The sequence below is a fragment of the Nocardia gamkensis NBRC 108242 genome (genome assembly GCF_001612985.1).
Lineage (GTDB): Bacteria > Actinomycetota > Actinomycetes > Mycobacteriales > Mycobacteriaceae > Nocardia > Nocardia gamkensis.
Window position 1 is genome coordinate 288,173 of record NZ_BDBM01000003.1, and the last position, 26,404, is coordinate 314,576.

Here is a 26,404-nt window from a genome sequence, read left to right on the forward strand (position 1 = left end):
GATGAATCTTTGCAAGGATAGTGATATCAAGGATGCTGTGGACGATTTCAACGCTGACGCCCCACCCCCTCGGCATGCCCTCCGCCCGATCGCCGAGGTACTGGACGCCGCGCTCGGCTCCCACCCCGACGCCACGTCGGTGGAGGCCGTTTCCGGTGCGTGGACCTACGTCGAACTCGACGATCACGCCCACCGCGCTGCCGGTGCCCTCTGGGCGCTCGGCGTGCGCCCCGGCGATCGCGTCGCGGCCTGCCTCCCCAACGATCTGGACATCGTCGCCGCCTTCCACGGCGCGCAACGCATCGGTGCGGTGTGGGCGGGCATCGGCGAGGCGCTGACCGCGACCGAACAGCAGCACCTGCACGACCTGTGCGAACCGGCAGTCGTACTCGCCGGATCCCGCTGCCGGGTGGACTCGCCCGGTACGGTCGACCCCGATCATTGGGCGACACTGCTGGATCGCGCGGCACCCGCGCCACGGGTGGAGCACGACATCGATGCCCCGGCCGCAATCGCCTTCACCAGCGGCACCTCCGGACAGCCGAAGGCCGTGGTGCACAGCCAGCGCAACCTCCTGCTGCCCGGCGCCGTGCTGACGGCCACTCGAGGCTGGGGGCCCGATCTGCGCAAGGGCGACAGCTTCCCGCTGACGATCCTCAATCTGATGGTTCTTTCCACCCTGCTCACCGCGCAGGCCCGCGGCTGCTCGGTCGTCATGGACCGCCGCGATGCCGACGGGGTCGCCGAATGGATCGCCGAGCATCGCGTCACGGTCTGGAACGGCGCACCCGCGCAGCTCTACGACCTCGCGCGCAGGCCGGGGCTCGATCTCGGCTCGTTGCGCGAAGTCTGGAGCGGCGGCAGCGATACGCCCGACTCGGTTCGCGCGGCCTTCGCCGACGCGCACGGGCCGGTGCCCCGCGCCACCTACGGCCTCACCGAGGCGCCGACTGTGGTCTCGATCGACCCACCCGGCGACGAATGGTTCCCGGGTACCAGCGGCCGGGTGCTGCCACAGTACGACGTCGCCGCCTACGACGACGATGGCCGCAGGCTACCGCCCGGTTCGCTCGGCGAGCTGCGGCTGAAGGCGGCCACCGACGGCCCGTGGGCCCGATGGTGGACGCCGATGCTGGGCTACCGGGAGCGCGAGGGCGTGCGACCGCCGCGACCCGGACCGATCCCCACCGGCGACGTCGGCACCGTGAACGCCGAAGGCAGGCTGTCGATCCTGGACCGCAAGAAGATGGTCATCATCCGGGGCGGAGCGAACGTCTACCCGCAGGAGGTGGAGCGGGTCATCGCGACGCACCCCGGCGTGGCCAAGGTGGCGGTGTGCCCGGTGCCGGACGAGCGGCTCGGCCAGAGGGTCGCGGCGGTGATCGAAAGCGCCGATCCCGCGGTGGATCTCGACGCCCTGGCGCGATTATGCCGACGCGAGCTGGCCGGATACAAGGTGCCGGAGTTCTGGGCACGGGTGGACGCACTGCCGGTGAACGCCATGGGCAAGATCGAGCGAACACGGCTCACCGAACTGGCGACCGCCGCGCGGCACACGACGCGGGAGCGGCCGTGACCGCCCGGTCCGCGCGCGCCCCGCGCCTGTTCGACCTCGACGGCCGGGTGGCGATCGTGACCGGAGCGTCCTCCGGGCTCGGCGCCGCGGTCGCGGAAACGCTGGCCTCGCTCGGGGCCCGCGTCGCGGTCGCGGCCCGGCGCGCCGACCGGCTGACCGAGCTCGCCGGGCGCATCGACGGGCTCCCCGTGGTGTGCGATCTGAGCCGGCCGCAGGGCATCGGCGCCGTGGTCACCGCGGTGGCCGACGGCTTGGGGCCGCCGGAGATCCTGGTCAACGCGGCGGGGAACCGGTTCACCACCGAGCGCGCCGAATCCGAGCCGCTCGACGCCGTGTACCGGACCCTGGAACTCAACCTGGTGGCGCCGTTCCTGCTCGCTCGAGCGGTGTTCCCGCACATGCGCGCGGTGGGTCGCGGCTCGATCGTCAACGTCTCCTCCATCAGCGGCCGGGTCGGCGTGCCCGGCATCCCGCAGGCGTCCTACGCCGCGAGCAAGGCGGGGCTGTCCGGACTCACCGCCGAACTCGCCGTGCAATGGGCGCGGTATTCGATCCGGGTGAACACCGTCGCGCCCGGCTTCTTCCGCAGCGAGATCACCGACACCCTCTATGACGACGAGCGCGGCGCCGCTTACCTGCGCCGCAACACTCCCCTGCCGACCGAGGCGGAGGCCGAGGACATCGTCGGAGCCGTCGTCTGGCTGGCCGGTGACGCCGCCCGGTACGTCACCGGCCAGACCGTCGTCGTCGACGGCGGCTGGACCGCTCGGTGAGCGAACGGCGCGGTGATTCCACGTTGACACCCGAATCTCACGGTGAAAGCATGACAACGCGTACGAGAATCTAATTCTCCAAATCGAAAACGTCTATACGCTCAGATGGCCCACCCGTTCTAGGAAGGGAATTCTTCCGCATGTTTGCCGCAGTTCTGATCGAGAAGGGCGAGGCGGGACCGAAGGTCACGCTGACGAACGTGGACGAAGCGACGCTGCCCGAGGGGAATGTCACCGTCGAGGTCGCCTACTCCACCCTCAATTACAAAGACGCCCTGGCGATCACCGGAAAATCTCCCGTCGTGCGCGCGTTCCCGATGGTGCCCGGCATCGACTTCGCCGGCGTCGTCACCGAGAGCAGCCACGCGGATTGGTCGGTGGGCGACGACGTGATCCTCAACGGCTGGGGCGTCGGAGAATCGCACTGGGGCGGCCTCGCCGAGCGGGCCCGCGTGAACGGCGACTGGCTGGTGCCCCGCCCAGCCGAGTTCACCGCGCGACAAGCGATGGCGATCGGCACCGCCGGATACACCGCGAGCCTGTGCGTCGAAGCGCTGCTGCGCCACGGCGTTCGGCCCGACCGAGGCGAGATCCTGGTGACCGGCGCGACCGGCGGCGTGGGCAGCATCGCGATCGCGCTGCTGAGCAGAGCCGGGTTCACCGTCGCGGCCGCCACCGGCAAGACCGCCGAGACCGCCTACCTCCAGCAACTGGGCGCGGGCACCGTGGTGGATCGCGCCGAACTGGCCGAGCGCGGCAAGCCGCTACAGAAGGAGCGCTGGGCAGGTGTGGTCGACACCGTCGGCAGTCACACGCTGGCCAATGTGTGCGCCCAGACCCGGTACGGCGGCGCGGTGGCCGCCTGCGGCCTGGCCCAGGGGATGGACTTCCCCGCGACGGTCGCCCCGTTCATCCTGCGCGGGGTCACGTTGTTCGGCATCGACAGCGTGATGGCGCCCAAGCAGCGGCGCCTCGACGCCTGGGCGCGGCTCGCCCGTGACCTGGACCCGGCCGCCTTGGACAGCATCGCCCAAGAGATCCCCCTCGGCGAAGCCGCCACCGCGGCCGGCCGGCTCATCGACGGCGCCGTGCGCGGCCGGATCGTCGTCGACGTCAATCGTTGATCAGGAGCATCCCGTGACCAGGAAATCGATGAAATCGACTGTGGAACTCGATCTGTCCGACGTCGACCACCGGGTCGGCAAGCCGGTGGGCGGCGGCCAACTGTGGGACCCGTGCAGTTCCTCCGACATCCGCCGCTGGGTGATGGCGATGGATTATCCGAATCCGCTGCATTGGGACCAGGAATTCGCTCGCGAATCGCGATACGGCGGAATCGTGGCGCCCCAATCCATCGCGGTCGCATTGGATTACGGGCACGGCGCACAGCCCGCCTGCGTCGGCCACATCCCCGGCAGCCACCTGATCTTCGGCGGCGAGGAATGGTGGTTCTACGGCTGCCCGGTGCGCCCCGGCGACACCCTGTTCCAGGACCGGCGATTCCACGACTACAAGGTGGTGGAGACGAAGTTCGCCGGGCCGACGATGTTCTCCCGCGGCGACACCGTCCACCGCAATCAGCACGGCGTTCTGGTCGCCCGCGAAAGGTCCACCGCCATCCGCTATCTGGCGGCGGAGGCCAACAAGCGGGGCATGTACGACAACCAGCTCGGCGCGGTGCGGAGCTGGACCGCCGCCGAACTGGCCGAGATCGAGTCGCTGCGGCACGAGTGGATCCTGACCAACCGCGCCGGGGTCTCGCCGCACTTCGACGAAGTGAAGATCGGGGACCGGCTGCCGCGCAGGGTGATCGGCCCGCACACCATCGCCAGCTTCACCACCGAGTACCGCGCCTTCTTGTTCAACATCTGGGGCACATTCCACTGGACCGCGCCGGCGGACATCGACGACCCCTGGGTCAACCAGGATCCGGGCTGGACCGAAGGGTTCGCCTTCGACGAAGAGGGCGCGCGCATCGACCCGCGCAAGCGCGACGGCCTGTACGTCGGCCCCTCCCGCGGGCACATCGACGCCGACAAGGCGGGCGAGGTCGGGATGGCGCGGGCCTACGGCTACGGCGCCACCATGGGCGCCTGGTGCACCGACTACCTCTCCTACTGGGCCGGGCACGACGGCATCCTCCGCCACAGCAAGGCGGACTTCCGCCTGCCCGCTTTCGAAGGCGACGTGACCTACTTCGACGCCGAGATCATCGGCAAGGAAGCGGATTCGGTCTGGGGCGTACCGCTGGTGCAGGTGAAACTGCGGCTGACCAATCAGGATTTCGGCGTGCTGGTGGACTGCACGGCCGAGGTCGAGCTTCCCTATTGACGGCCACCGGAGAGAAACGGGAGAGGCGATGCCCACCGACACAAACGACGTCCTCGCGCCTGCCGTGGCGATCGCCTCCGGGCCGCCGCTGTCCGAAGAGCCGGGTCTCGGACCGCTCACCCTGCCCGGCTTCCTGCGCGAAGTCACCCGCGGGTACGGCGACCGCGAGGCGCTCGTCGCGCACACCGGCACCGGCGTCGTCCGCTGGAGCTATGCCGAGTTGTGGGAGCGCGCCACCGAAGTGGCGCGCGCTCTGCGCGCCTGCGGGATCGGCAAGGACAGCCGGGTCGGCGTGCTGATGACGAACCGGCCGGAGTGGCTCTCGGCCGTGTTCGGCGTGTCGCTGGCCGGCGGGGTGGCCGTCGCCCTCAGCACCTTTTCCAGCCCCGCGGAACTCGACCATCTGCTAAGGCTGTCCGGTGTGTCGGTGCTGCTGTTCGAAAGGTCGGTGGCGAACAAGGATTTCGCCGACGTGCTGACCGGACTGGAACCCGCCGTCGGCACCGCCGCGCCGGGCGCTCTGCGCTCGACGGACTATCCGTTCCTACGTCATCTCGCGATGGTCGGCGAACCGGTGCCCGATGCGGCGATCGACTCCTGGCACACGTTCCTGGCTCGCGGGCATTCCGAAGCACAGGAACTGATCGAGGCGACGGCCGCCACGGTGCGGCCCGCGGATACCGCTGTGCTGTTCTTCTCGTCGGGAACCACCAGCAAGCCGAAAGGCATCCGCAGCGCGCACCGCGGCGTCGCCATCCAGATGTGGCGGTTCCGGCGCATGTTCGGGTTCGGCCCGGACGACCACGTGCGCTGCTGGACCGCCAACGGTTTCTTCTGGTCCGGCAACTTCGGCCAAGCGCTCGGCGCCACCCTGGCAGCGGGCGGCAGCCTGGTGCTGCAATCGACCTTCGACGCCGACGAGGCGCTGGAGTTGATGCGGGCCGAGCGAGTGAACTTCCCGGTGGCGTGGCCGCACCAGTGGGCGCAACTGGAAGGCGCGCCCAACTGGTCGACGACCGACCTGAGCAGCCTGCGATTCGTGGACGTGAAGACGCCCGCGGCGCGGCACCCTCGCGTGTCGACCACCTGGACCGAGCCCGGGCACGCCTACGGCAACACCGAAACCTTCACCATCACCACCTGTTTTCCGGCCGATACAGCCGAGGACGAGATCGCGGGCAGCAGCGGCAAGCCGTTGCCCGGCAACACCGTCAAGATCGTCGACCCGCTCACCGGCGCGGTCGCGGCGCGCGGCGAGCGCGGCGAGATCTGCGTCAAAGGGCCGACGCTCATGCTCGGCTATCTCGGCACCGCATTGGACGAGACGCTCGACGTCGACGGTTACTTCCACACCGGCGACGGCGGCTACCTCGATGACGCGGACCGGCTGTACTGGGAGGGGCGGTTGACCGACATCATCAAGACCGGCGGCGCGAATGTCTCCCCGCTGGAGGTCGACGAGGCGTTGGCCGGCTTCCCGGGTGTCAAGGTCGCGCGCACCGTCGGCGTCCCGCACGAGACGCTCGGCGAGGTCGTGGTGGCGTGTGTGGTGCCGCACGCGGACGCGACCGTGGACGCCGCCGCGGTCCGCGCGTTCCTGCGGGAGCGGCTGGCCAGCTACAAGGTGCCCCGACAGGTGCTGTTGTTCGCCGAGGAGGACATCGCGCTCACCGGCAGTGCGAAGATCAAGTCCAGTGACCTGCGGCAGCTCGCGGTGAAACGGCTGGCCGACAGCTAGCGCCACGGGCCCTGCCGACGCTTCTCCCGTCCAGCGCGTCCAACCCCGCGCCGACGGTCCCGAGGTCGCTCCGCCGGGCGACACCTGACACGGCGGCACCGCACCCACCGGGCTTCACACGGCCGGTCCCGGATGCTATACATTAGGGGAGGCTTACCTCGTTAGTCGAGGCTAACCTCATTGGAACGGTGACCCTGGCTGTGAGGCTTCATGTACGTGTGCATCTGTAACGCGCTGTCCGAAGGTGACGTGCACACCTGCGTCGCGGCCGGGGCCGACAGTGTCCGCCAAGTGAAGAACGCCTGCGGCTGGAAGCCCGGCTGCGGCAGTTGCACGGCGCGATTGGCCGAGGTCATCGGCCGCGCCCGCGCGACGACCGAAGCGCAACCCTCGGCCGCCTGAGCCGACACACCAGGCGGTCTGCCTGCCGCTGCGCACAATCTGTGCCACGATCGCAGCTATGGACGGCGACAAGGACATCGTGGCGTTGCTCAACGAGCAACTGACGGCCGAACTCACGGCGATCAACCAGTACTTCCTGCACGCCAAGATGCAGGAGAACTGGGGCTTTACCAAGCTGGCGCGGCACACTCGGCACGAGTCCATCGATGAGATGAAGCATGCCGAACTCCTCACCGACCGGATCCTCTTCCTGGACGGCCTGCCGAACTACCAGAAGCTCAATCCGTTGCGCATCGGGCAGAGCGTGCCGGAGCAATTGCGGGCCGACCTGCAGATCGAGCTGGAAGCGGTCGAACGGCTTCGCCGGGGCATCGAGTTGATGCGGTCACGCGGCGACGTGACCTCGGCTCGCATCTTCGAGCACATCCTCGAAGACGAAGAGCAGCACGTCGACTATTTAGAGACCGAACTCGACCTGGTGGAGAAGCTGGGCGAGCCGCTGTACCTCCAGCGCTTCACCGAGACCCCGGAGGACTGACCCGGTTTCCGGGGCGCCTGCGAACGGCTGCCCGGCGAAACGCCCCGGCACTACGCCGAGGCGTACCGCCGGGCCAGTCGTTTCCGATGCTCGGCGGGCGTACCGAAGAGGGAACGATCGAGCGTGGCCCGCTTCAGGTACGCGTGGATCCCGCTTTCCCAGGTGTAGCCCATGCCGCCGTGCAGTTGCATGGCCTTCCCCGCCACCCGCACCGCCGTCTCGGTGCTCAACGCCTTGGCCATCGATGCCACGTCGCCCGCGTCCGGCGCCGACGTCGCCTCGGCCCGGACCGCAGCCGCTACCACCTGACGGGCCACCGTGACCTGCACCAGGATGTCCGCACAGGCGTGTTTGACGGCCTGGAAGGAACCGATCGGACGGCCGAACTGCTCGCGCACCCCGGCATAGCCGACGGTGGCCTCGAGCATGGCCTCGCTCAGCCCGAGGCTGTCGCAGGCCATCGCGACCGCCGCCCGGTCGTACAACCGCCGCAGGGCGCGCTCTCCGTCGCCACGGAATCGCCACACCGCCACCGGCGCCACCGCGACGTCGTCGGCGGTGACGCGCCCGAGGCTGCGGGTCGCGTCGACCACCGGTCGCGTGGTGACGACCGCCCCTGGCGCACCGGATTCGACTGCCGCGAGCACGATCTCGCCGCCGGGATCGCGGGCAGGAACGAGCAGCCGGTCCGCCCCGGGCGCGTCGAGCACGAAGTCGGCGCAACCGTGCAGACGCAGGCCGCCGGTACCGGTCACGAGCCGGAACGGCGATTCGACCGGCGCGCGATCGGCGCGCGCGGAGACCGCACCTGACGAGGCGGTGCCGGCCCGCTGCTCCCCCGCGAGCGCGAGAACCGGGACCACCGCACCGGCGACGGTGCCGCGGAACAGTTCGTCCCGTTGCGGATTCCGCTCCAGCAAGGCGAGCGCGCCGACGGCGAGCACCGCCACCGACGGGTAGGCGCCACGGGCGACCGCTCGGCCCACTTCTCGGAGCACCACGGCGACCTCGGCGAACGTTGCTCCGGCACCGTCGAATTCGTCGGGCGCCTCCAGACCGAGCCACCCCGATCGAGCGATCAGCGACCAGTCGGCCGCCGACTCGGAATCGGCTTCGCCGAGCAGGTCGCGCGCCACCGCGCGCAGATCGTCGTGGATCTCGGCGAATTCGTCGCTCATCATGTTCCCGTCGGTTCCCGGGGCAGGCCCAGGCCGCGCTCCGCGATGATGGTGCGCTGGATCTCGCTGGTCCCACCCGGAATCGTCCACTCCCAGGAGCCGACGAAGTCGAGCACCCATGCGCCCGACTCCCAGCCGCTGGACATCGGTTTGCGCAGTATCGTGTGCGCGGCCAGTCCCCCGACCTCCGTGCCGAAATCCGTCATCCGCTGCAACAATTCGCTGTAGTACAGCTTCACCACCGAAGCGTCGGCCGGGCCCGCGACGCCCGCCTCGTGCCGCTCCACCAGGTCACGGCACAATGCGCGCAATCCGAAGATCTCGATCTCCAGCGCGGCCAGCCGATCGGCCACCACCGCGTCGTCGACCGCGCGCCGCCCACCGGGATCGGCTCGCTCGCACGCTTCGACGAGCCATCGGAATCCGGCGTTGCCGAGCCGTTCGGCCAGCTCCAGCATGGTCAGGCCACGCTCGGCGCCGAGCGTCTGCTGCGCCACCTGCCAACCCGCGTGTTCCGCGCCGACCAGCCCGTCCGCCGGGATCCGCACCTCGTCCAGGAAGATCTCGCAGAAGTGCGATTCCCCGGTGGCCTGCCGGATCGGGCGCACCTGGATGCCGGGGCTGCGCATGTCCAGCAGGAAGTAGGAGATCCCGCGCCGCTTCGGGGCGCCCGGGTCGGTACGGGCCAGCAGCAGGCACCAGTCCGCGTATTGCGCACCGCTGGCCCACACTTTCTGCCCGGTCACGACATAGCCGTCACCGTCTCGACGGGCGCTGGTCCGCAATGCCGCCAGATCGGATCCGGCGCCGGGTTCGGAGAAGCCCTGTACCCAGATCTCGCCGTCCAGGATCGCGGGGAGATGCCGCCGCCGCTGCTCCTCGGTCCCCGCCGCCAGCAACGTCGCGGCCGCGTGATGAACAGCCACGAAGGCCAGCACCAGTCGCGGCGCGTCGTGGGCGGCGAGTTCCTGATACAGCACGATCTGTTCCGGGAGGGACATACCGCCGCCGTATTCGCGCGGCCAATGCGGCACCGCGTATCCCGCACGGCGGAGCCGCTGGAACCACTCATGCTGGAAACGGACGAATTCCGCGTCCGTGGGGCCGGTCTGCGACCGCCGCCAATCGGCAGGCACGTGCGCGCGGCACCAGTCCCGGACCTCGCCGCGGAACCCGTCGAGGTCGTGCCCGGTCACCGTGCCCGCGCCCGCTGTCGCAACGCCAGCAGCCGGTCCCGGTGCTCCGGTGACCGCATGGTGACCACCTCGGCGGCGAAACCGGCTTGCATCGGACCAGCGAGCGCCTGGGACAGGTACATGTTCACCACCCGTTTCGTGCTGCGCAGCGCCTCCGGCGGCAGGGCGGCCAACCGGACGGCCAGTTTCCTGGCCTCGTCGAGCAATTCGTCCGCGGCGACGACCCGCGACGCCAGTCCGACCTCGACGGCGGTGGCGGCATCGATCCGGTCGCCGGTGTACAGGAATTCCCGCGTCCGCAGGATCGGGGTGAGCAGCGGCCAGAACGCGGCGCCGCCGTCCCCGGCGACCAGCCCGACCGCCACGTGCGGGTCGGCCAGGTAGGCGCGATCCGACATCAGCACGACGTCGCACAGCACCGCCAGGCTGGCGCCGAGCCCCATCGCCGCGCCGTTCACCGCGGCGATCACCGGCAGCGGGAAGCGCAGCATCTCCTCGATGATCTGGGCGCCTTCGCGAATGCTCTCGTCCCGCGCGACCGGGTCGTCCGAGAAGGAGCTGATCCAGTCCAGATCGCCACCCGCGCTGAAGGCCCGGCCGGAACCGGTGAGGATCACGACTGCGGCCTCCTGGTCCGCGGCCAGCTGCCGCCACACCCCGGCCAGCGCTCGGTGCATCTCGGCGTTCACCGCGTTGAGCTCGTCGGGGCGGTCGATGACGACGATACGGACGGGCCCTTCGGCGTCCACGGTCAGCACATCGGGCAGGTCGTAGCGCATGGCGTCACCCTTCCCCCGGATCGGAGAACAAACCGGTCAGACCGCGGCGGCCGGCCAACCGGGCCAGCAGTTCCTCGGTGGCGACCGAGCCGAGCGGAAGTCGGCGCAACGGCAGGCTGTAACGCGACAGCCAGGACAGCGGCGACTCGTCGCAGAAGCCGAGGGCGCCGTGCAATTGGTGGGCGACGCGGAACACGGCCTCGGCCGCCTCGAGGGTCGCGGAACGCAGAGCCAACGCGTCGATCAGCGCATCGCCGCGCTCGGCTCGAATGCTCCACAACGCGTAGCGGGCGAGCATGTCCACGCCGCGCCGTTCCACCTCGGCGTCGGTCAACTGGAACTGCACCGACTGGAATTCGGCCAGCGGTTTGCCGAACTGCTCCCGGACCAGCACGTGGGCACGGGTGAGTTCGAGGGCACGGTCGAGCATGCCGAGCAGGGTCCAGCACGGCAGCACCAGCGCCAACGCCAGGTCGGCGCCGCCGCCGGTGTCCACCGGCGACACCTCCAGCGCCGTCACGAACGCCGACTCACGCGCGGACGCACGGGGTGGTCGCACCACCACCGAGCCCCGGGAACCGTCCAAGGTCGCCGCCGCCCACCGCAGGTCGAGATGCGCGACCGCTGCGGCGGGCTCGTCATCCGACACCACCACCAGCCCGTCGACGTCCGAGTCGACGGGGCGGGCCAGCCGCTCCGCGACCGGATAGGGCGTGGCCCAGTAACCGGCGCTGCGGCACAGCGCCGCGGCGGCTTCCAGTTCGACCGGGTCGCGCCGCGGCTCCAGCTCCCACGCGCCGAGTTCGCCGAGCACCGGCGCGACGAGCGCGCGGCGCGCGGGCTCGCGCTCGGCCCACCGCACCAGCTCGTCGCCGCCTGCCGCGCGCAACGCGCGCACGGCTTCTCTACCGTATTCCGTTGCCTCGGCGCATAGTTCGATGGTCATCGCCCGCCCGCCCGGCGGGAACGACGCGGCGGTCATGCGGCCTCCCCCGTCCGGCGCGGACCGCTCAGCAACGAGCGCGCCAGCAGGATCTTCTGCATCTCGATACTGCCGGAGGCGACCGTGGCGGCATTCGCGTATCGCCAATGGTCGTCCACCGCGCGCCGGAACCGGTGCCCGCGCTCGTCTTCCGAGCCCGCGAACGCGGCGAGTTCGGCCAGAACACTCGCGCTTTCCTGATCGAGCCGGGTCACCGCGATGCGATAGGCCGCGGCGTCACCCGGTGCGACCCGCCCGGCGCTCTGCATCGCGACCACCTGATACGCCAGCAGCCGCGCCCGCCGCGCCCGGGTGAGCATGCGGGCCCAGCGGCCGCGCAATTCGGCCGGAACCGTCTCCCACCTCGGGCCGAGAACATCGGGCGCGGCCTGCAACAGCCGCTCACAGCGCGCGTAGCGGGCGATGCCGACGCGTTCGAACGCGAGCACCTCCTGCACCACCGACCAGCCCTCGTCGACCCGACCGAGCACGTCGGCTTCCGTCACGCGCACCCCGTCGAAGAAGACCTCGTTGAGGTGGTGCGGGCCGAGCATGGACCGGATCGGCCGGACCTCGATCCCCGGATCGGACATCGGCACCAGGAAGACGGTGAGCCCTTGCTGTTTCCGCGCCCTGGTCGCGGTGCGCGCGAGCAGGAAACACCACTGCGCCATGGTGGCGTAGGAGGTCCAGATCTTCTGGCCGGAGATACGCCAGCCCTCGCCGTCGCGGCGAGCGGTGGTCCGCAAGGAGGCCAGGTCGGACCCGGAGTCCGGTTCGCTGAAGCCCTGGCACCAGATCGTCTCACCGCGCGCGATCGGCGGCAGGTGCGTGTGCTGCTGTTCCGCCGTGCCGTGCCGCATGATCGTCGGGCCCACCCAGTTGACGCCCATATACTGCGCCCCCCGAGGTTCGTGGTGCGCCCACATCTCCTCGCGGACCACGGTCTGCTCCCACACCGAGGCGCCGCGGCCACCGAACTCCGCAGGCCAGGCCGCGCACAGCAGGCCCCGCTCGGCCAGTACCCGGCAGAAACGCTGAGCGACAGCCAGATCGGCCGGATCGTCGGTGAACGCGCCGAGGTAGTCAGCAGGGACCTCCTCGGCAATCAGCCGCCGTAGTTCACCCCGGAGGCGGGTGGCGGCCTCACCCATAGTGAAGTCCATGTGGCGCACAGTACTTCAATCCTCATAAGGATAGCAATATTTGTACGGTCATCTCGCGGTGACTACACTGCCGCCATGACGGAAAGGCGTGCCCGGTGAGGACCGACCAGAGGTGGACCGCATGACGGCCGCCAAACGCGGCCGGGTCCCGCAGCGTCGTATCGCGGAGACCGTCGCCGCTGAGCTGCGCACCCGGATCCTGGCCGGCGACGAGAACTTTCGGCTTCCCACCCAGGATCAGCTGGTCCAGGACTTCGGGGTGAGCTACCCCTCGATCCGCGAGGCGCTGCGCATCCTGGAAACCGAGGGCCTCGTCACCGTCCGCCGGGGCAATGTGGGCGGCGCCGAAGTGCACCGGCCCGACGAGACGTCGGCGGCGTATCACCTCGGCCTGGCCCTGCAAGGTGCGCGCGTCACCCTCGGCGACCTCGCCGCGGGCCTGCGCACGCTGGAACCGCAGTGCGCGGCCGCCTGCGCCGAGCGGCCCGACCGCGCCGAGACCGTCGTCCCCGCGCTCACGGAGAACGTCGAGAAGTCGGCCGAGCTCATCGACGACGGCGTCGCCTTCACCCACACCGCTCGCGAATTCCACGACCTCATCGTCTCGTTCACCCCGAACCTCACCATTCGCTACGTTGTGAGCACACTGGTCACCCTGTGGTCGGCACAGGAGGAGGCGTGGGCGGAGGCGCTGACCCGGCGCGGGGAATACCCGTCCGAGGCCGAGTCGACCGAAGCCGTGCGCACTCATCGCCGCATCACCCGTGAGATCGCGGAGGGACGGGCCGCCGAAGCCGAACGCCTGTACCGCACCCACCTCGCCGCCACCCAGACAATCGTGTTGCAGCGGTTCGACGACGGAGTGGTGAACGCTTCGTCCGCCGGTGCGCGGCTGGCGATCCAGTCGGGTCTGCGCTCGCAGATCTGAGTTCGCCGAGCCGCCGTCTCGCGCACGCCACCCCGCCTCCGCCCGGGCAAGAGCAAGTCGGTTGCGCATCACCCCGCCCGCTGTACGATAATGGCGTTTTCACAGTGTGAAATTGGGTTGCACAATTCCGGCTATAGCCAGGTAGCGCCCTGTCCGGCCGGCCACACAGCGTCCATCCGCCGGCCGAACCCGCCGCCGGCGCTGTCTCTCGAGCGGAAAATCGTGACGCACAGTGCCATCAGTCCTGACATGGTCGTAGCGAGGCGCTCGGCGGCGACGCTCCGATGACGCCCGATAGCCCCTGAGGCGAACCTACTCAGAGGTAGCCAACCAATCAAGTATTGCTATCCTTACGAGGATTGAAGTAGCGTGGCCCACGACACACGGCCCACCACACGTGGATGCCGGATTCCCGTCGCCCGGACCGCCGGGCCGGGCTGTGTCAGTGGATATCGACTTTCTCATCGCATGGGAGGCCCCGCCTTGACTCGAGGGGCGCGCTACAGCACCACCACACCGATAACCCTCGCCGAGGGGTGGAGCGTTCGCCGACTCACCCCGCCGAGCCGACTGTTCGGTGCGAACGGCCTGCGGACGGGTGCCGACGGCCGGATCTACGTCGCCCAGGTGGCGGGCAGCCAGATCAGCGCACTCGACGTCGCCACCGGCGACCTCGAGACCATCAGCGCCAAGGGCAGCGACATCATCGCCCCCGACGACCTGGCCTTCGATCCCGAGGGCAATCTCATCGCCACCGAGTACATGGACGCGCGGGTCAGTGTGCGCGGTACCGACGGCCGCACCCGCGTGATCCGCGACGATCTGCCGGGCGCCAACGGCATCACGGTGCACAACGGCCGGTTGTTCGTCAACGAGTGCCGGATCGGCGGCCGCCTCATGGAACTGCCGCTGGACGGCAGCGCGCCGCGCATCCTACAAGACAACCTGCCGATGCCCAATGCCATGGAGGTCGGCCCCGATGGTCTCCTCTACTACCCGGTCATGGGCACCAACGACATCTGGCGGATCGATCCCGACGGAGGTGCGCCCGAACGAGTCGCCGGTGACCTCGGCGTGCCCGACTCGGTCAAGTTCGACTCCGCCGGCTTCATCCTCTCCACCCAGGTGCAGACCGGCGAGGTGCTGCGAATCAACCCACGCACCGGGGACCGTCAGGTACTGGCGAGCCTGGATCCTGGATTGGACAACTGCACCTTCGTCGGCGACCGGCTGTTCGTCTCGAACTTCTCCGGCGAGCTCACCGAGATTCTCACCGGCGGCCGGACCCGGCCGGTCCTGGAAGGCGGCCTGCTGTGGCCGCTGGACCTGACCGTCGGCCACGACGGCAATCTCTACGTCGCCGACGGCACCTTCTTCTATGTGTTGCGCGACGGCAGATTGCACACGGTCGCCTCCCTTTTCAGCGCGGGCAACCCCGGCTATGTTCGCGGCGTCAGCGCCGTCGGATCGGGCGAGTTCCTGTGCGCCACCTCCACCGGGCAGATCGCGTACTACCGCCCGGGCACGGACGAGGAACCCGAGATCGTCGCCGACGGGTTCGATCAGCTCTACGGGGTCGCGGCAACCGGGAACGGGATGATCGTGGCCGCGGAACTCGGCGCGGGCCGTGTGCTGTCGATCCGCTCCGGCCAGGTCGACGTGCTGGCCTCCGGGTTGAACTCCCCGATGGGTGTCACGTTCGGCCCGGACGGCACGCCCCTGATCTCCGAATCCGGAGCCGGGCGGATTGTCTCGATCAGCGGCGCCGGAGTCGACACCGTGGTGGACGGACTGGAGACGCCGCAGGGAATTCTGGTGCGCGGCAGACAATTACTGATCCTCGACGCCGGTTCGCAAGCCTTGGTCTGCGTCGATCTCGAGACCAAGGCGCGGCAGACGCTCGCCGCGAACCTTCCGGTCGGCGCGCCGCCCGGCGTCGTCGCCAAACCCTTGCGCGGCACTCCCCCGTTCTCCGGACCCATGGGCCCGTTCGCGGGGCTCGCCGCCGGACCCGACGGCACGATCTATCTCTCCGCCGACGCCGAGGGCAGTGTGCTGGCACTGCGCGGGAAGGCATGACCCGGCCATGACCGATGACGGCCTCACACAAAACTTCTTCGGACTGACCGGGCGCGTCGTCATCGTCGCAGGCGCGGGCGGTGGCGGTATCGGCACCGCCGTCACGCGCCTGATCGCCAGAGCGGGCGCCACCGTGATCGGGGTGAGCCGCTCGAAGGAGAACCTCGCCGAGCATGTCGAACCCCTTGCCGCGGAGGGCCTTTCCGTGTTGTCCGTCGCGGCCGACGTCGGCACCGAGGAGGGTGTCGCGACCGTGCTCGAGCGCGCCCGCTCGGCGCCCGGCGAGTTGCACGGACTGGTCAATGTGGCGGGCGGCGCCGCGGTGCGCACCTGGATGCCCGCCACCCGGGTGACCAGGGAAGACTGGCGGGCGTTGTTCGCCCAGAATCTGGAGACGATGTTCTTCATGAGCCAGGCGGTGGCCGCGGAGCTCAAATCACAAGGCCGGCCCGGTTCGCTGGTATCGCTCTCCTCGATCAGCGGCATGAACACCGCACCGTTCCATATCGCCTACGGCACCGCGAAGGCGGCGCTGGTCGCGGCAACCCGGACCTTGGCGGTGGAGCTGGCCCAGGACGGCATCCGGGTGAACGCCGTCGCGCCGGGCGTCACCGAGACACCGGCCTCCGGCACCTACGTCGACGACGATCCCCAGCGTGACCGCCGGGCCATCGCCATGGGCAGACGCGGGCGGCCGGAGGAGCAGGCGGGCCCGATCCTGTTCCTGCTGTCGGATCTGTCGACCTACGTCACGGGCCAGACCCTGCTGGTGGACGGCGGCCTGAACCTCAGGTGGACCCATCTCGGGGATGACCACACCTCGCTGTTCCTCAAGGACGAAAACTTCCGCGCATCCATCACCCGCTGACGCACCCGAGTTATCACCAGGAGCATGTCATGAGCGAAACGACAAACGGGGCAACGACTTCCGCGACCGCCGAACCGTTGTCGACGCCGATGACGATCGGCGTCGAGGCGTACATCTCGGAGGAATACGCACGCGCCGAGGGCGACAAGCTCTGGGCCAAGGTGTGGCAGCAGGTCGAACGGGTCGAGGAGATTCCCCGGGTCGGCGACTTCCTCACCTACGAGATCCTCGACGATTCGATCATCGTCGTGCGCACCGCACCGGACACCATCCGGGCCTACCACAACGTGTGCGCGCACCGCGGCCGCAAACTGATCGACACCCCGGATGGCGCGCACGACGCCCGCGGCAGTCGCAAACAGTTCGTGTGCGGTTTCCACGGGTGGCGTTACGACCTGGAGGGCCGCAACACCTTCGCGGCCGAGCGCGAGGATTGGTCCTGCGGTCTCACCGAGCGCAACGACGGGCTGAACCGGGTGCGGGTCGACACCTGGGGCGGTTGGATCTGGATCAACATGGACCCCGACGCGGAACCGCTGCGGGAGTACCTCGAGCCCGCGGCCGGTCTGCTCGAACACTTCGAACTGGAGAACATGCGCTACCGCTGGCGGCGGTGGCTGACCTTCGACTGCAACTGGAAGGTCGCCTTCGAGGCGTTCATGGAGACCTACCACGTGCCCTACACCCACCCGGAGTTCATGAACTTCGGCACTTTCCTCGGATGGTCGCGGGCGCAGGGCAAGCACAGCAACATCGGCTACGACGCTCCCAAGGGCATGGAGGAGAACCAGGCCAAGGTGCGCGTCGGCAGCGGTCCGGACGCGCGCGTCTCCACCGCAACGCTACAGAACTTCACCTGGGAGAACGCCAATACCAACACCACCCGCACGCTGGTCGACGTCGCCAATCGGCTGGTCGACGAACTGCCCGAGGGCACCCCGGCCGGCGAAGTGCTGCGCTACTGGCTCGACACCGCGCGGTCGGAGGACGAGGCACGCGGCGTGGTCTGGCCGAAGGTCGACCCCGACATCGTCGCCAAGGCGGGCACCGCGTGGCAGATCTTCCCCAACTTCCAGATCGGCCACGCACTGAACAACATGCTGTGCTACCGGTTCCGGCCCTACGGCTACGACCCGGACAAGTGCATCTTCGAAGCCGCTGTGTTCGAACTCTTCCCGCCCGGCCGGGAACCGCTGACCGAGTGGGAGTACACCCCCGTCGGCGACCCCGGCTGGCGGACCGTCCTACCGCAGGACTTCGCCAATATGGCCGCGGTCCAGCAGGGCATGAAGAGCCGCGGCTTCTCCGGGTCGAAACCCAACCCCTATCGCGAACGCAGCGTGGTGAATCTGCACCACAACCTCGCCGAGTACATGGGTACCGGCGAGCCACGCGATCTGACCTGACGAGCGGGACCCGCCGGTCCGCCACCGATGACCGAGACAGAGATCCAGGAATCCGAATGCAAGAGTGCAAGCCCACGGTTACGCCCGATGTCGATCGGGATGCCCTCCGCGCGAAATATCTCGCCGAACGCGACAAGCGCCTGCGGCCCGAGGGACAGAAGCAATATCTGCTGACCGAGGGCGAATTCGCGGATTACTACGAAGAGGATCCGTACACGCCGGTCGAGCCGCGAGACGAGATCACCGACGAGATCGAGGTGGCGATTCTCGGTGGCGGTTTCGCGGGTCTCATCGCCGCGCACCGGTTGCGGCAGGCCGGTGTGGACGATTTCCGGATCATCGAATTGGGCGGCGACTTCGGCGGGGTCTGGTACTGGAATCGCTACCCGGGCATCCAGGTCGACTCGGACAGCTACTGCTATCTGCCGTTGCTCGAGGAGACCGGCTACATGCCGAAAGAGAAGTTCTCCTTCGGCGACGAGTGCTACGAACACGCCCAGCGCATCGGCGAGCACTTCGGCCTGTACGAGAAGGCGATCTTCCACACGCTGATCCGATCGCTGGAATGGGACGAGCAGATCGGACGGTGGCGGATCGCGACCAACCGGGGCGACGACATCCGCGCCCGGTTCATCGTGATGTGCCAGGGTCCGTACAACCGGCCGAAACTGCCCGGCATCCCCGGCATCACGCAGTTCCAGGGTCACACGTTCCACACCGCGCGCTGGGACTACGCGTACACCGGCGGCACGCTGAAGGGCGGCCTGGACAAGCTCGGCGACAAGAAGGTGGCCATCATCGGCACCGGCGCCAGTGGTATCGGGACGATCCCACATCTGGCCGAAGGCGCCGGACACCTGTACGTGTTCCAGCGGACGCCGTCCTACATCTTCGAGCGCGGCAACACCGCGACCGACCCCGACTGGGTGCACTCGCTGCGGCCGGGCTGGCGGGAGGAGCGGCAGCGCAACTTCCACAACGCCGCCTACGCGTTCTACTCCCCGGGCGAGCCGGACCTGATCTGCGACGGCTGGACCGAGGTCGCCCGCAACGTGGCCGCCCACCTGGATGCCACCGGCGGCTGGGCCGAACTGGCGACGAATCCGCTGAAGGTCATGGAGCTCAAGGAGGCCGAGGACTACCGCGCGATGGAGCGTGTGCGCCGCCGCGTCGAGGAGATCGTGACGGACGAGGCGACGGCCGAGGCGCTCAAGCCGTACTACCGGCACCTGTGCAAACGGCCGGGCTTCAGCGACAACTACCTGCCTGCGTTCAACCGCCCGAACGTCACGCTCATCGATGTCTCGGACACCAAAGGGGTGGAGCGCATCACGGCGAAGGGCATCGTCGCGCACGGTGTCGAATACGAGGTCGACTGCATCGTCTTCGCCAGCGGTTTCGAGATCAGCAGCGACATCGACCGCAGGCTCGCCATCCAGCCCTTCGCCGGGCGAGGCGGCCGGTCGCTCTACGAGCACTGGAGCGCGGGATTCCGCACCCTGCACGGGATCATGTCGCACGGGTTCCCGAACCACTTCGCGACCGGGTTCGTCCAGGGCGGGGTGACCGCGTCCACCACGCGGATGTTCGAGCAGCAGGCCGATCACATCGCCTACATCATCACCGAAGCCCTGGCCCGGGGGGCCACCACGGTGGAGCCCAGCGCGGAGGCCGAGGAGGCGTGGATCGCGACCATCCGGGCCAATTCGTTCGACAACAGCAACTTCGTCCGGGAATGCACGCCGGGCTACTACAACAGCGAGGGCGAACCGAACGGGCGGTCGTTCCTCGGTGATCCCTTCTGGGGTGGCTTCTACGTGCTCGAGGACCTGCTGCGGGACTGGCGCGACAACGGCCGGTTGGAGGGTCTCGTCCTGAGCGAATGACGAGTCCCCCGCCATCACGACGCACCTGTGAGAGGACCGACCACCTTGCCAGAACTCAGATTCGACAATCGCGTAGCCGTGATCACCGGCGCCGGAAGGGGGTTGGGCCGCGCCTATGCACTGCTGCTCGCCTCGAAGGGAGCCGAGGTGGTGGTCAACGACCTGGGCAGCAGCGTGCGCGGCGACAGCGTGGAGGCGAACCCGGCCGCGGAGGTGGTCGCCGAGATCGAAGCAGCGGGCGGCACCGCTGTCGTCTGTACCGAGTCGGTGGCCACCCCCGAAGGCGGGCGCGCGATCATCGACACGGCGCTCGACCGGTACGGCCGCCTGGACATCCTCGTGCACAACGCGGGCAACGTCCGCTACGGTTCGCTGCGGCAACTGAGCTACGAGGATTTCGACGCGGTGCTCGACGTGCACCTGCGCGGCGCGTTCCACGTCGTCCGGCCCGCGTTCCCGGTCATGGCCGAGGCGGGTTACGGCCGCGTGGTGCTGACCTCGTCCATCGGCGGGCTGTACGGGAACAAGGGCGTGGCCAACTACGCCATGTCGAAGGCGGGCATGATCGGCCTGTCGAATGTGATCGCCCTGGAGGGAGCCGAATTCGGCATTCTCGGCAACGTCATCGTGCCCGCCGCGGTGACACGACTGGCCGACGGACTCGACACCTCGTCCTATCCGCCCATGGGACCGGAACTGACGGCGCCGGCCGTCGGCTGGCTCGCCCACGAGTCCTGCTCGATCACCGGCGAGATGCTGGTGTCGGTCGCCGGACGGGTGGCAAGGGCGTACATCGCCGAGACCCCCGGGGTCTACCGCCCCTCGTGGACGGTCGAAGAGATCGGCGAGCAGATCGACGCGATCCGCGATACGACCGGCTCCTGGATTCTGCCTGCCGTTCCCTCGGGGCACAGCGATCACATCAGGAAGAGTTTCGAGCTAGCCACGGAAGCAGGACAGCATGCCCGTTAAGGTCTACGAACGTATTCTTCAGCTCTTCGAAGCCGAGGGCATCAACACGATATTCGGTATTCCCGACCCCAATTTCGTGCACATGTTCCACCTCGCCGAGGAACGCGGCTGGAATGTCGTCGCGCCGCATCACGAGGAATCGGCCGGTTTCATGGCCGAGGCGGTGTCGCGGATGACCGGTAAGGCCGCGGTGTGCATCGGCACCCTCGGGCCGGGCGTCGCCAATCTGGCAGGGGCGATGATGTGCGCGAAGGTCGAGAATTCGCCGGTGATCTTCCTCGGCGGGCAGCGCGCCCGGATCACCGAGCAGCGGGTGCGGCGCGGGCGGATCCAATTCGTCAAGCAGGCCGAACTCTTCGCACCGTCGGTGAAGTACCACGCCAGCATCGAATACGCCGACCAGACCGACGAGATCATTCGCGAGGGCTTGCGCCGGGCACTCACCGGAACACCCGGGCCGGTCTACATCGAGTGGCCCAAGCACATCATCCAAGAGGAACTCGACGTTCCGGAACCCCTGCCGCCCAGCCGGTATCGGCTCGTCGGCCAGACCGCGGGCCAGGACCGGATCGAGGAGGCGGCGCGGCTGATCCGCGCGGCGCGACAGCCGGTCCTGCTCGTCGGGCACGGCGTGCACACCACGCGTGCCGGGGACTCGGTACGCGCGCTCGCCGAGCTGATGGCTTGCCCGGTTATCCAGACCTCCGGCGGTACCTCGTATATCGAGGGACTCGAGGACCGCACCTTCGCTTACGGCTTCTCGCCGTCGTCCATCGATGCGGTGGTGCGATCGGATCTGTGCCTGGCCGTCGGCACCGAACTCGGTGAGCCCGTCCACTACGGGGTGGGCCGGCACTGGGTGGCCAACGAGGCGAACCGGAAATGGATTCTGGTGGAACAGAATCCCGAGGCCATCGGGGTCAACCGCCCCATCGATGTTCCGCTCGTCGGTGACCTGCGCGCGATCGTCCCGCAGCTGGTCGAGGCGCTGAAGGACACGCCTCGCACGCCGTCGCCCGAGCTCGCGGGCTGGATCGAGCAGGACGCCGCCAGGCTCGCCGAACTGTCCGAGACGGCACCGTCGGGCCGGTCGCCGGTACACCCGGCGCGACTCGTCGTCGAGGCGACCGAAGTGTTCCCCTCCGACGGCATCATGGTCCGCGACGGTGGCGCCACCACGATCTTCGGCTGGACCTATTCGCAGGCCAAGCCGCACGACGTGATCTGGAACCAGAACTTCGGGCACCTCGGCACCGGGCTGCCCTACGCCATCGGCGCCTCGGTGGCCGAGGGCGGGAAGCGGCCGGTCATGCTGGTCACCGGCGACTCGTCGTTCCTGTTCCACATCGGTGAACTGGAGACCGCGGCACGGCTGAACCTTCCGCTGGTCTGCGTGGTGGCCGTGGACTACGCGTGGGGCCTCGAAGTCGGGGTCTACAAGGGGCTTTTCGGGCCCGGCTCGCTGGAGACCGGTACGCACTGGAGCACCGACACCCGCCTGGACAAGGTCGCCGAGGGCTTCGGCTGCTACGGCGAATTCGTCGACCACGACCAGGACATCGCCCCCGCCATCAAACGGGCGTACGCCAGCGGCAAACCGGGCGTCATCCACGTGGCCGTCGATCCGAAGGCGAACTCCGAGGAGATGCCGAGTTACGACGAGTTCCGCACCTGGTACGCGGAAGGGACACAGTAGTCATGCGCGAGTATTCCCAGTTCTACATCGACGGCGCCTGGGTCGACCCGGCCGAGGCGCGGTCCTTCGAAGTCGTGAACCCGGCGACCGAAGCGGTGTGTGGCATGGTCGCCAACGGCTCGGCCGCGGATGTCGACCGGGCCGTCTCGGCCGCCCGCGAGGCGTTTCCCGCCTGGTCGGCGTCCTCGGTGCCGGAACGGATCGCGTTGCTGCGCGCCATCGGCGCGGAGTACGGCAAACGCGCGGGCGACCTCGCCGCTGCGCTGACCGAGGAGATGGGCGCACCGAGCGCGCTGGCCTGCGGATTCCAGGTGGATCTCGGGGCCGGGCACCTGTCGACCGCCATCGAGGTCCTGGAGAATTTCGCCTTCGAGCAGCGGCGCGGCGCCACCCTGGTCGTCAAGGAGCCCATCGGCGTGTGCGGCCTCATCACGCCCTGGAACTGGCCGATGAGCCTGATCGCCGTGAAAGTGTTCCCCGCCCTCGCCACGGGTTGCACGACGGTGCTCAAGCCGTCGGAACGGTCGCCGTTCACCGGGCAGATCTTCGCCGAGATCCTCGATGCCGCAGGCGTTCCCGCCGGCGTCTTCAATCTGGTGCAAGGCAACGGTCCCAGCGTCGGAGTGCCGCTGTCGGCGCATCCGGACGTGGATCTGATCTCCTTCACCGGCTCCACCCGTGCGGGCATCGAGATCGCGCGCAATGCCGCGCCCAGCGTCAAGCGGGTCACCCAGGAGCTGGGCGGCAAAAGCGCGAACATCGTGCTCGACGACGCCGACTTCACCACCAATGTCGCCGCCGCGATCGGCCCGATGATGATGAACTCCGGCCAGACCTGCAGCGCGCTGTCGCGCATGCTGGTTCCCCGTGCCCGCATGGACGAGGCCATCGACACCGCGCGTCGAGCCGCTGCCCAGCTCAGCGTGGGCGACCCCACCGGGGATGCGGCGCTGGGCCCCGTCGTCTCCGGTTCGCAGTTCGACAAGATCCAGGCCTTCATCCAGAAGGGTATCGACGAGGGAGCCACGCTGGTGGTGGGCGGCATCGGCCGCCCCGACGGACTCACCAAGGGCTACTACGTGCGGCCCACCGTGTTCGCGAACGTCACCAACGACATGACCATAGCCCGCGAGGAGATCTTCGGCCCGGTGCTGGCCATCCTCGGCTACGACAGCGTCGACCACGCCGTCGAGATCGCCAACGACACCGAGTACGGACTCGCGGGCAATGTCGCGGGCTCCGATCTGGACCAGGCCCGCTCCGTAGCCCGCCGCATCCGGTCGGGCTGGATCACCATCAACGACGCCTTCGACTTCCACGCCCCCTTCGGCGGCTATCGCAAGAGCGGAAACGGCCGCGAGTGGGGCGAATTCGGCTTTCACGACTACCTGGAGATCAAGGGAATCCTCGGGTACGCACCGGAAGAAGCCGGGTCGTAGCGGAGCGCGCATGTGGGGCGGCGGGGCACACCCCTGGTCAGGGGGTCGGCCAGACGTCCTTCAGTAGCAACGCCGCCTCGGCGGACTGGCGCACACCGGCCGCATGGGCGGGGGTCAGCGCGGCCGGGTCGAACACGTCGAGTCCGAACGCGGTGATGGCGTGGTCGTCGGGCACTATGGAAATCTCTGTGGCCGAACCCAATTCACGATCGCTGGCGATGCGGGGGAACATGTGCGCCAAGGGTTCGACGATCACCACGACGTCCGCGCCCGCGGCCAGGTCCGCGTTGACCGGTGAGCGCAATCCGCCGTCGATGTAGTGGCGGCCGTCGATCGGAATCGGCGGGAAGACACCCGGCACCGCGGTGCTCGACGCCAGCGCGGCGGGCAACGACGCCGCGCCGTCCCTGGTCCACGCGCGCAACTCGCCGGTGGTGATATCGATCGCCGTGACGACCAGATCCCGCGCGGGCCACTGCGCCACACCGGCCAGCCCACCCATGCGCGCGATGTGCTCGTCCGGATCGCCCACCTGCGCGGCCAGCGCCAGTTCACCCGCCCGGCGGCGCGCCTGGGCGGGATCCTGTCCGGGGCCGCGCAGGACCGCGAATATCTCCGCCATCCGCGCCGGATCCGCCTGCACCGGCGCCGATGTCGACCGCGGCCGCAGCAAACGCGCCGGATCACCGCCGTCGGCCAGGACCGCGCCGACCACCGCCCCGGCCGAGGTACCGACGAACCGGTCCGCCAGGGACAAATCGATGCCACTGTCGCGCAGCCCGGTAGCCAGTCCCGCCAACCACGCGAGGCCGACCGGACCACCTCCACCGAGCACGAGGGCGACCGAGAGTCCGTTGGGTGACACCGTTTCCGACATACCGCCAGCCTATCCACCCCGGTCGCGACAATCGCCACGCTCGATCGGCCGCCCTTCGCTACCAGCGGTGATAGGCCTCCACGTGGGCGTCGGTGACGACCCCGACGAGACCGGGACCCTGATTCACGTATCCGGTGCCTGTCCCGTTGTCCGCTAGCGGCATACCGTATTCACCCTGGCGCCTGGGCCACCTCTACGACGACGCGGCCCCATCCAGCCATAGCCGGGAAGCCCGGATCATCGACACCACCGATCTGCGACCACGGCGAGCGCGACCCGCATCGCTATCCGCGCAGGCACGGCCGTCGGCTGAGAACGCTCACCACCGGGTGAACTATGCCCAGATGCGCGACAGCGCCGAGCGGGAGTACGTCTGCTGGGGCGTGACCGTGATCAGGTCGCACACCTCGACGAGTTCGGCCGGAACCGCGTTGCCGAAGTGCTGCAGCCCCGGTGCGATGACCGCATCGACACCGAAGGTGCGTGCGGCTTCGACCAGGCGATCGACCGGTGCGTCGGTACCGGCGCCGAAGGTCACGGTCTTGCACAGCTCGTAACCCAGCCGCTTGGCCAAACTCCGCATCTGCGCTTCGTCCCAATCCTGGGACACACCCGAGACGTCCTTGCGGAGATATCCCAGCGCGGGTGGTTTGGCCCTCATCGGTACTCCCTCGGCGCGGTCGTTGCTGAAGTGGTCGAAGCGCCTGCACTCCCACAGCTCGAGCGGCGTCGGCGCATCGAGGAACGGGCTGAGCAAGGTATTGACATCATATGTTGTCTACAGCAGCTGATGTCAACATGTGCGGCGTGCGACAAATGCAACTTTTTCCCGGGCCGGACACGGCCTCCCGCCGAGCGTATCGCCACCCCTCCGGCATTGCCGGGCTCGTGGACGGACGCCGAGATCCATTGGCTCGGCGGCAATCTCCGAGCGGCAAGACACCGGCGAAGCGCTCCTGCGCCAACTTCCTGCTACCGGAGGCCTCCCGCTCCACCGCCTTCGGTCATCCCGACGCGGGCGGCTCGATCGGCTGGGTCGGGGCGCGCTCTATTCCAGAATCCCGGACTGCCTGCCCGCTCCGGGCGCTTGGGTCACGGGCCGCCGCGCCGAGATCACCCCCAGCGCGATCATGCCGGCGCCCAGCGCGAAGTGCAGCCAGTTGTCCGCCGTGTCGAGCGGCACGAAGTTGGCGTCGCTGTCGGGGTTCACGACGAGTCCGTACAGCCACAGGATCAGATAGACCACACCGCCGCCGATGAGGTACGCGCGCGCCGATGCGGCGGTGCGTGCGGCCAGCACTCCGGCGGCCCCGAAAGCCAGATGGACCACGTTGTGCAGCACGGACACGCGGAACAAACCGAGCAACTGAGCCTGGGAGTGATGTCCCGCCCAGTCGAGTTCGCTGTAGTCGGTGGTGATCCCCGGAATGAATCCGAGGATGCCGACCAGGAGGAATACCGCTCCTACGGCCATGGCGGCGACCTGAAGAGGAGACCGCCGATCCGTTGTCGCGCCTGGTGGGGAAGTAGCAGACATCGCCGAGCCGACCCTTTCCGCTGGTAGTGGGCACCTTCGTCCCCGTGCTACCCCAGC

General features: G+C 68.8%; 23 protein-coding genes. 15 read left to right on the plus strand and 8 right to left on the minus strand.

Annotated features, from left to right (window positions below; genetic code table 11):
* Positions 1-37: 37 nt before the first annotated feature.
* The 7 genes from NG1_RS02885 to bfr all read left to right on the plus strand — a co-directional run bounded on the left by NG1_RS02885 (position 38) and on the right by bfr (position 7,358).
* Positions 38-1,576, plus strand: coding sequence for a class I adenylate-forming enzyme family protein (locus NG1_RS02885; RefSeq protein ID WP_062967785.1), 1,539 nt, complete (start codon positions 38-40; stop codon positions 1,574-1,576).
* Positions 1,573-2,349: an SDR family NAD(P)-dependent oxidoreductase gene (locus NG1_RS02890; protein ID WP_062967658.1), complete on the plus strand. Its 777-nt coding sequence runs from the start codon at positions 1,573-1,575 to the stop codon at positions 2,347-2,349. The genes NG1_RS02885 and NG1_RS02890 overlap by 4 nt, the downstream gene beginning before the upstream one ends.
* Before the next feature lie 140 nt (positions 2,350-2,489).
* Positions 2,490-3,473, plus strand: coding sequence for an acrylyl-CoA reductase (NADPH) (gene acuI / locus NG1_RS02895; protein ID WP_062967660.1), 984 nt, complete (start codon positions 2,490-2,492; stop codon positions 3,471-3,473).
* A gap of 13 nt (positions 3,474-3,486) precedes the next feature.
* The gene (locus NG1_RS02900; protein WP_084498659.1) at positions 3,487-4,680 is read left to right on the plus strand and encodes a MaoC family dehydratase; all 1,194 of its coding nucleotides are present in this window, start codon (positions 3,487-3,489) and stop codon (positions 4,678-4,680) included.
* 28 nt (positions 4,681-4,708) lie between these two features.
* On the plus strand, positions 4,709-6,418 hold the full coding sequence (locus tag NG1_RS02905; RefSeq protein WP_062967664.1) for a class I adenylate-forming enzyme family protein: 1,710 nt from the start codon (positions 4,709-4,711) through the stop codon (positions 6,416-6,418).
* A 210-nt stretch (positions 6,419-6,628) separates the two neighbouring features.
* Positions 6,629-6,820, plus strand: a complete 192-nt coding sequence (locus NG1_RS02910) for a (2Fe-2S)-binding protein (protein ID WP_040871767.1) — start codon at positions 6,629-6,631, stop codon at positions 6,818-6,820.
* Positions 6,821-6,878: 58 nt separating this feature from the next.
* Complete coding sequence (gene bfr / locus NG1_RS02915; RefSeq protein ID WP_062967666.1) at positions 6,879-7,358, plus strand: bacterioferritin; 480 nt, start codon at positions 6,879-6,881, stop codon at positions 7,356-7,358.
* Between the two features lie 50 nt (positions 7,359-7,408).
* On the opposite strand, the gene NG1_RS02920 is transcribed toward bfr, so the two are convergent.
* The 5 genes from NG1_RS02920 to NG1_RS02940 are packed head-to-tail and all read right to left on the minus strand — an operon-like array spanning position 7,409 to position 12,659.
* A complete protein-coding gene (locus NG1_RS02920; RefSeq protein WP_084498660.1) occupies positions 7,409-8,536 on the minus strand; it encodes an acyl-CoA dehydrogenase family protein in 1,128 nt (375 codons plus the stop codon).
* Positions 8,536-9,732 (minus strand): acyl-CoA dehydrogenase family protein, encoded by a 1,197-nt coding sequence (locus NG1_RS02925; RefSeq protein WP_062967670.1) that lies wholly within the window; start codon positions 9,730-9,732, stop codon positions 8,536-8,538. The genes NG1_RS02920 and NG1_RS02925 overlap by 1 nt, the downstream gene beginning before the upstream one ends.
* Complete coding sequence (locus NG1_RS02930; RefSeq protein WP_062967672.1) at positions 9,729-10,511, minus strand: enoyl-CoA hydratase/isomerase family protein; 783 nt, start codon at positions 10,509-10,511, stop codon at positions 9,729-9,731. Before NG1_RS02930 ends, NG1_RS02925 begins: the two co-directional genes overlap by 4 nt.
* Positions 10,512-10,515: 4 nt before the next feature.
* On the minus strand, positions 10,516-11,457 hold the full coding sequence (locus tag NG1_RS02935; protein WP_062967787.1) for an acyl-CoA dehydrogenase family protein: 942 nt from the start codon (positions 11,455-11,457) through the stop codon (positions 10,516-10,518).
* 32 nt (positions 11,458-11,489) lie between these two features.
* Positions 11,490-12,659: an acyl-CoA dehydrogenase family protein gene (locus NG1_RS02940; protein WP_062967674.1), complete on the minus strand. Its 1,170-nt coding sequence runs from the start codon at positions 12,657-12,659 to the stop codon at positions 11,490-11,492.
* Between the two features lie 121 nt (positions 12,660-12,780).
* Between NG1_RS02940 and NG1_RS02945 the strand changes: the two genes are divergently transcribed.
* The 8 genes from NG1_RS02945 to NG1_RS02980 all read left to right on the plus strand — a co-directional run bounded on the left by NG1_RS02945 (position 12,781) and on the right by NG1_RS02980 (position 23,933).
* On the plus strand, positions 12,781-13,587 hold the full coding sequence (locus tag NG1_RS02945) for a FadR/GntR family transcriptional regulator (RefSeq protein ID WP_062967676.1): 807 nt from the start codon (positions 12,781-12,783) through the stop codon (positions 13,585-13,587).
* Between the two features lie 468 nt (positions 13,588-14,055).
* Positions 14,056-15,666, plus strand: a complete 1,611-nt coding sequence (locus NG1_RS02950; RefSeq protein WP_062967678.1) for an SMP-30/gluconolactonase/LRE family protein — start codon at positions 14,056-14,058, stop codon at positions 15,664-15,666.
* A 7-nt stretch (positions 15,667-15,673) separates the two neighbouring features.
* Entirely contained in the window at positions 15,674-16,534 is an 861-nt protein-coding gene (locus tag NG1_RS02955) for an SDR family NAD(P)-dependent oxidoreductase (protein WP_062967680.1), read from the plus strand.
* A 29-nt stretch (positions 16,535-16,563) separates the two neighbouring features.
* On the plus strand, positions 16,564-17,940 hold the full coding sequence (locus NG1_RS02960) for an aromatic ring-hydroxylating oxygenase subunit alpha (protein WP_062967682.1): 1,377 nt from the start codon (positions 16,564-16,566) through the stop codon (positions 17,938-17,940).
* A 56-nt stretch (positions 17,941-17,996) separates the two neighbouring features.
* A complete protein-coding gene (locus tag NG1_RS02965) occupies positions 17,997-19,826 on the plus strand; it encodes a flavin-containing monooxygenase (RefSeq protein ID WP_062967684.1) in 1,830 nt (609 codons plus the stop codon).
* 45 nt (positions 19,827-19,871) lie between these two features.
* Entirely contained in the window at positions 19,872-20,798 is a 927-nt protein-coding gene (locus NG1_RS02970) for an SDR family NAD(P)-dependent oxidoreductase (protein ID WP_062967686.1), read from the plus strand.
* Positions 20,788-22,494, plus strand: coding sequence for a thiamine pyrophosphate-binding protein (locus NG1_RS02975; RefSeq protein ID WP_062967688.1), 1,707 nt, complete (start codon positions 20,788-20,790; stop codon positions 22,492-22,494). Before NG1_RS02970 ends, NG1_RS02975 begins: the two co-directional genes overlap by 11 nt.
* A gap of 2 nt (positions 22,495-22,496) precedes the next feature.
* Positions 22,497-23,933: an aldehyde dehydrogenase family protein gene (locus tag NG1_RS02980; protein WP_062967690.1), complete on the plus strand. Its 1,437-nt coding sequence runs from the start codon at positions 22,497-22,499 to the stop codon at positions 23,931-23,933.
* 37 nt (positions 23,934-23,970) lie between these two features.
* On the opposite strand, the gene NG1_RS02985 is transcribed toward NG1_RS02980, so the two are convergent.
* The 3 genes from NG1_RS02985 to NG1_RS02995 all read right to left on the minus strand — a co-directional run bounded on the left by NG1_RS02985 (position 23,971) and on the right by NG1_RS02995 (position 26,284).
* Positions 23,971-24,810: a patatin-like phospholipase family protein gene (locus NG1_RS02985; RefSeq protein ID WP_062967692.1), complete on the minus strand. Its 840-nt coding sequence runs from the start codon at positions 24,808-24,810 to the stop codon at positions 23,971-23,973.
* 334 nt (positions 24,811-25,144) lie between these two features.
* Entirely contained in the window at positions 25,145-25,567 is a 423-nt protein-coding gene (locus tag NG1_RS02990; protein WP_245659770.1) for a hypothetical protein, read from the minus strand.
* Positions 25,568-25,858: 291 nt separating this feature from the next.
* A complete protein-coding gene (locus NG1_RS02995) occupies positions 25,859-26,284 on the minus strand; it encodes a DUF4383 domain-containing protein (RefSeq protein ID WP_245659771.1) in 426 nt (141 codons plus the stop codon).
* Positions 26,285-26,404: the final 120 nt, after the last annotated feature.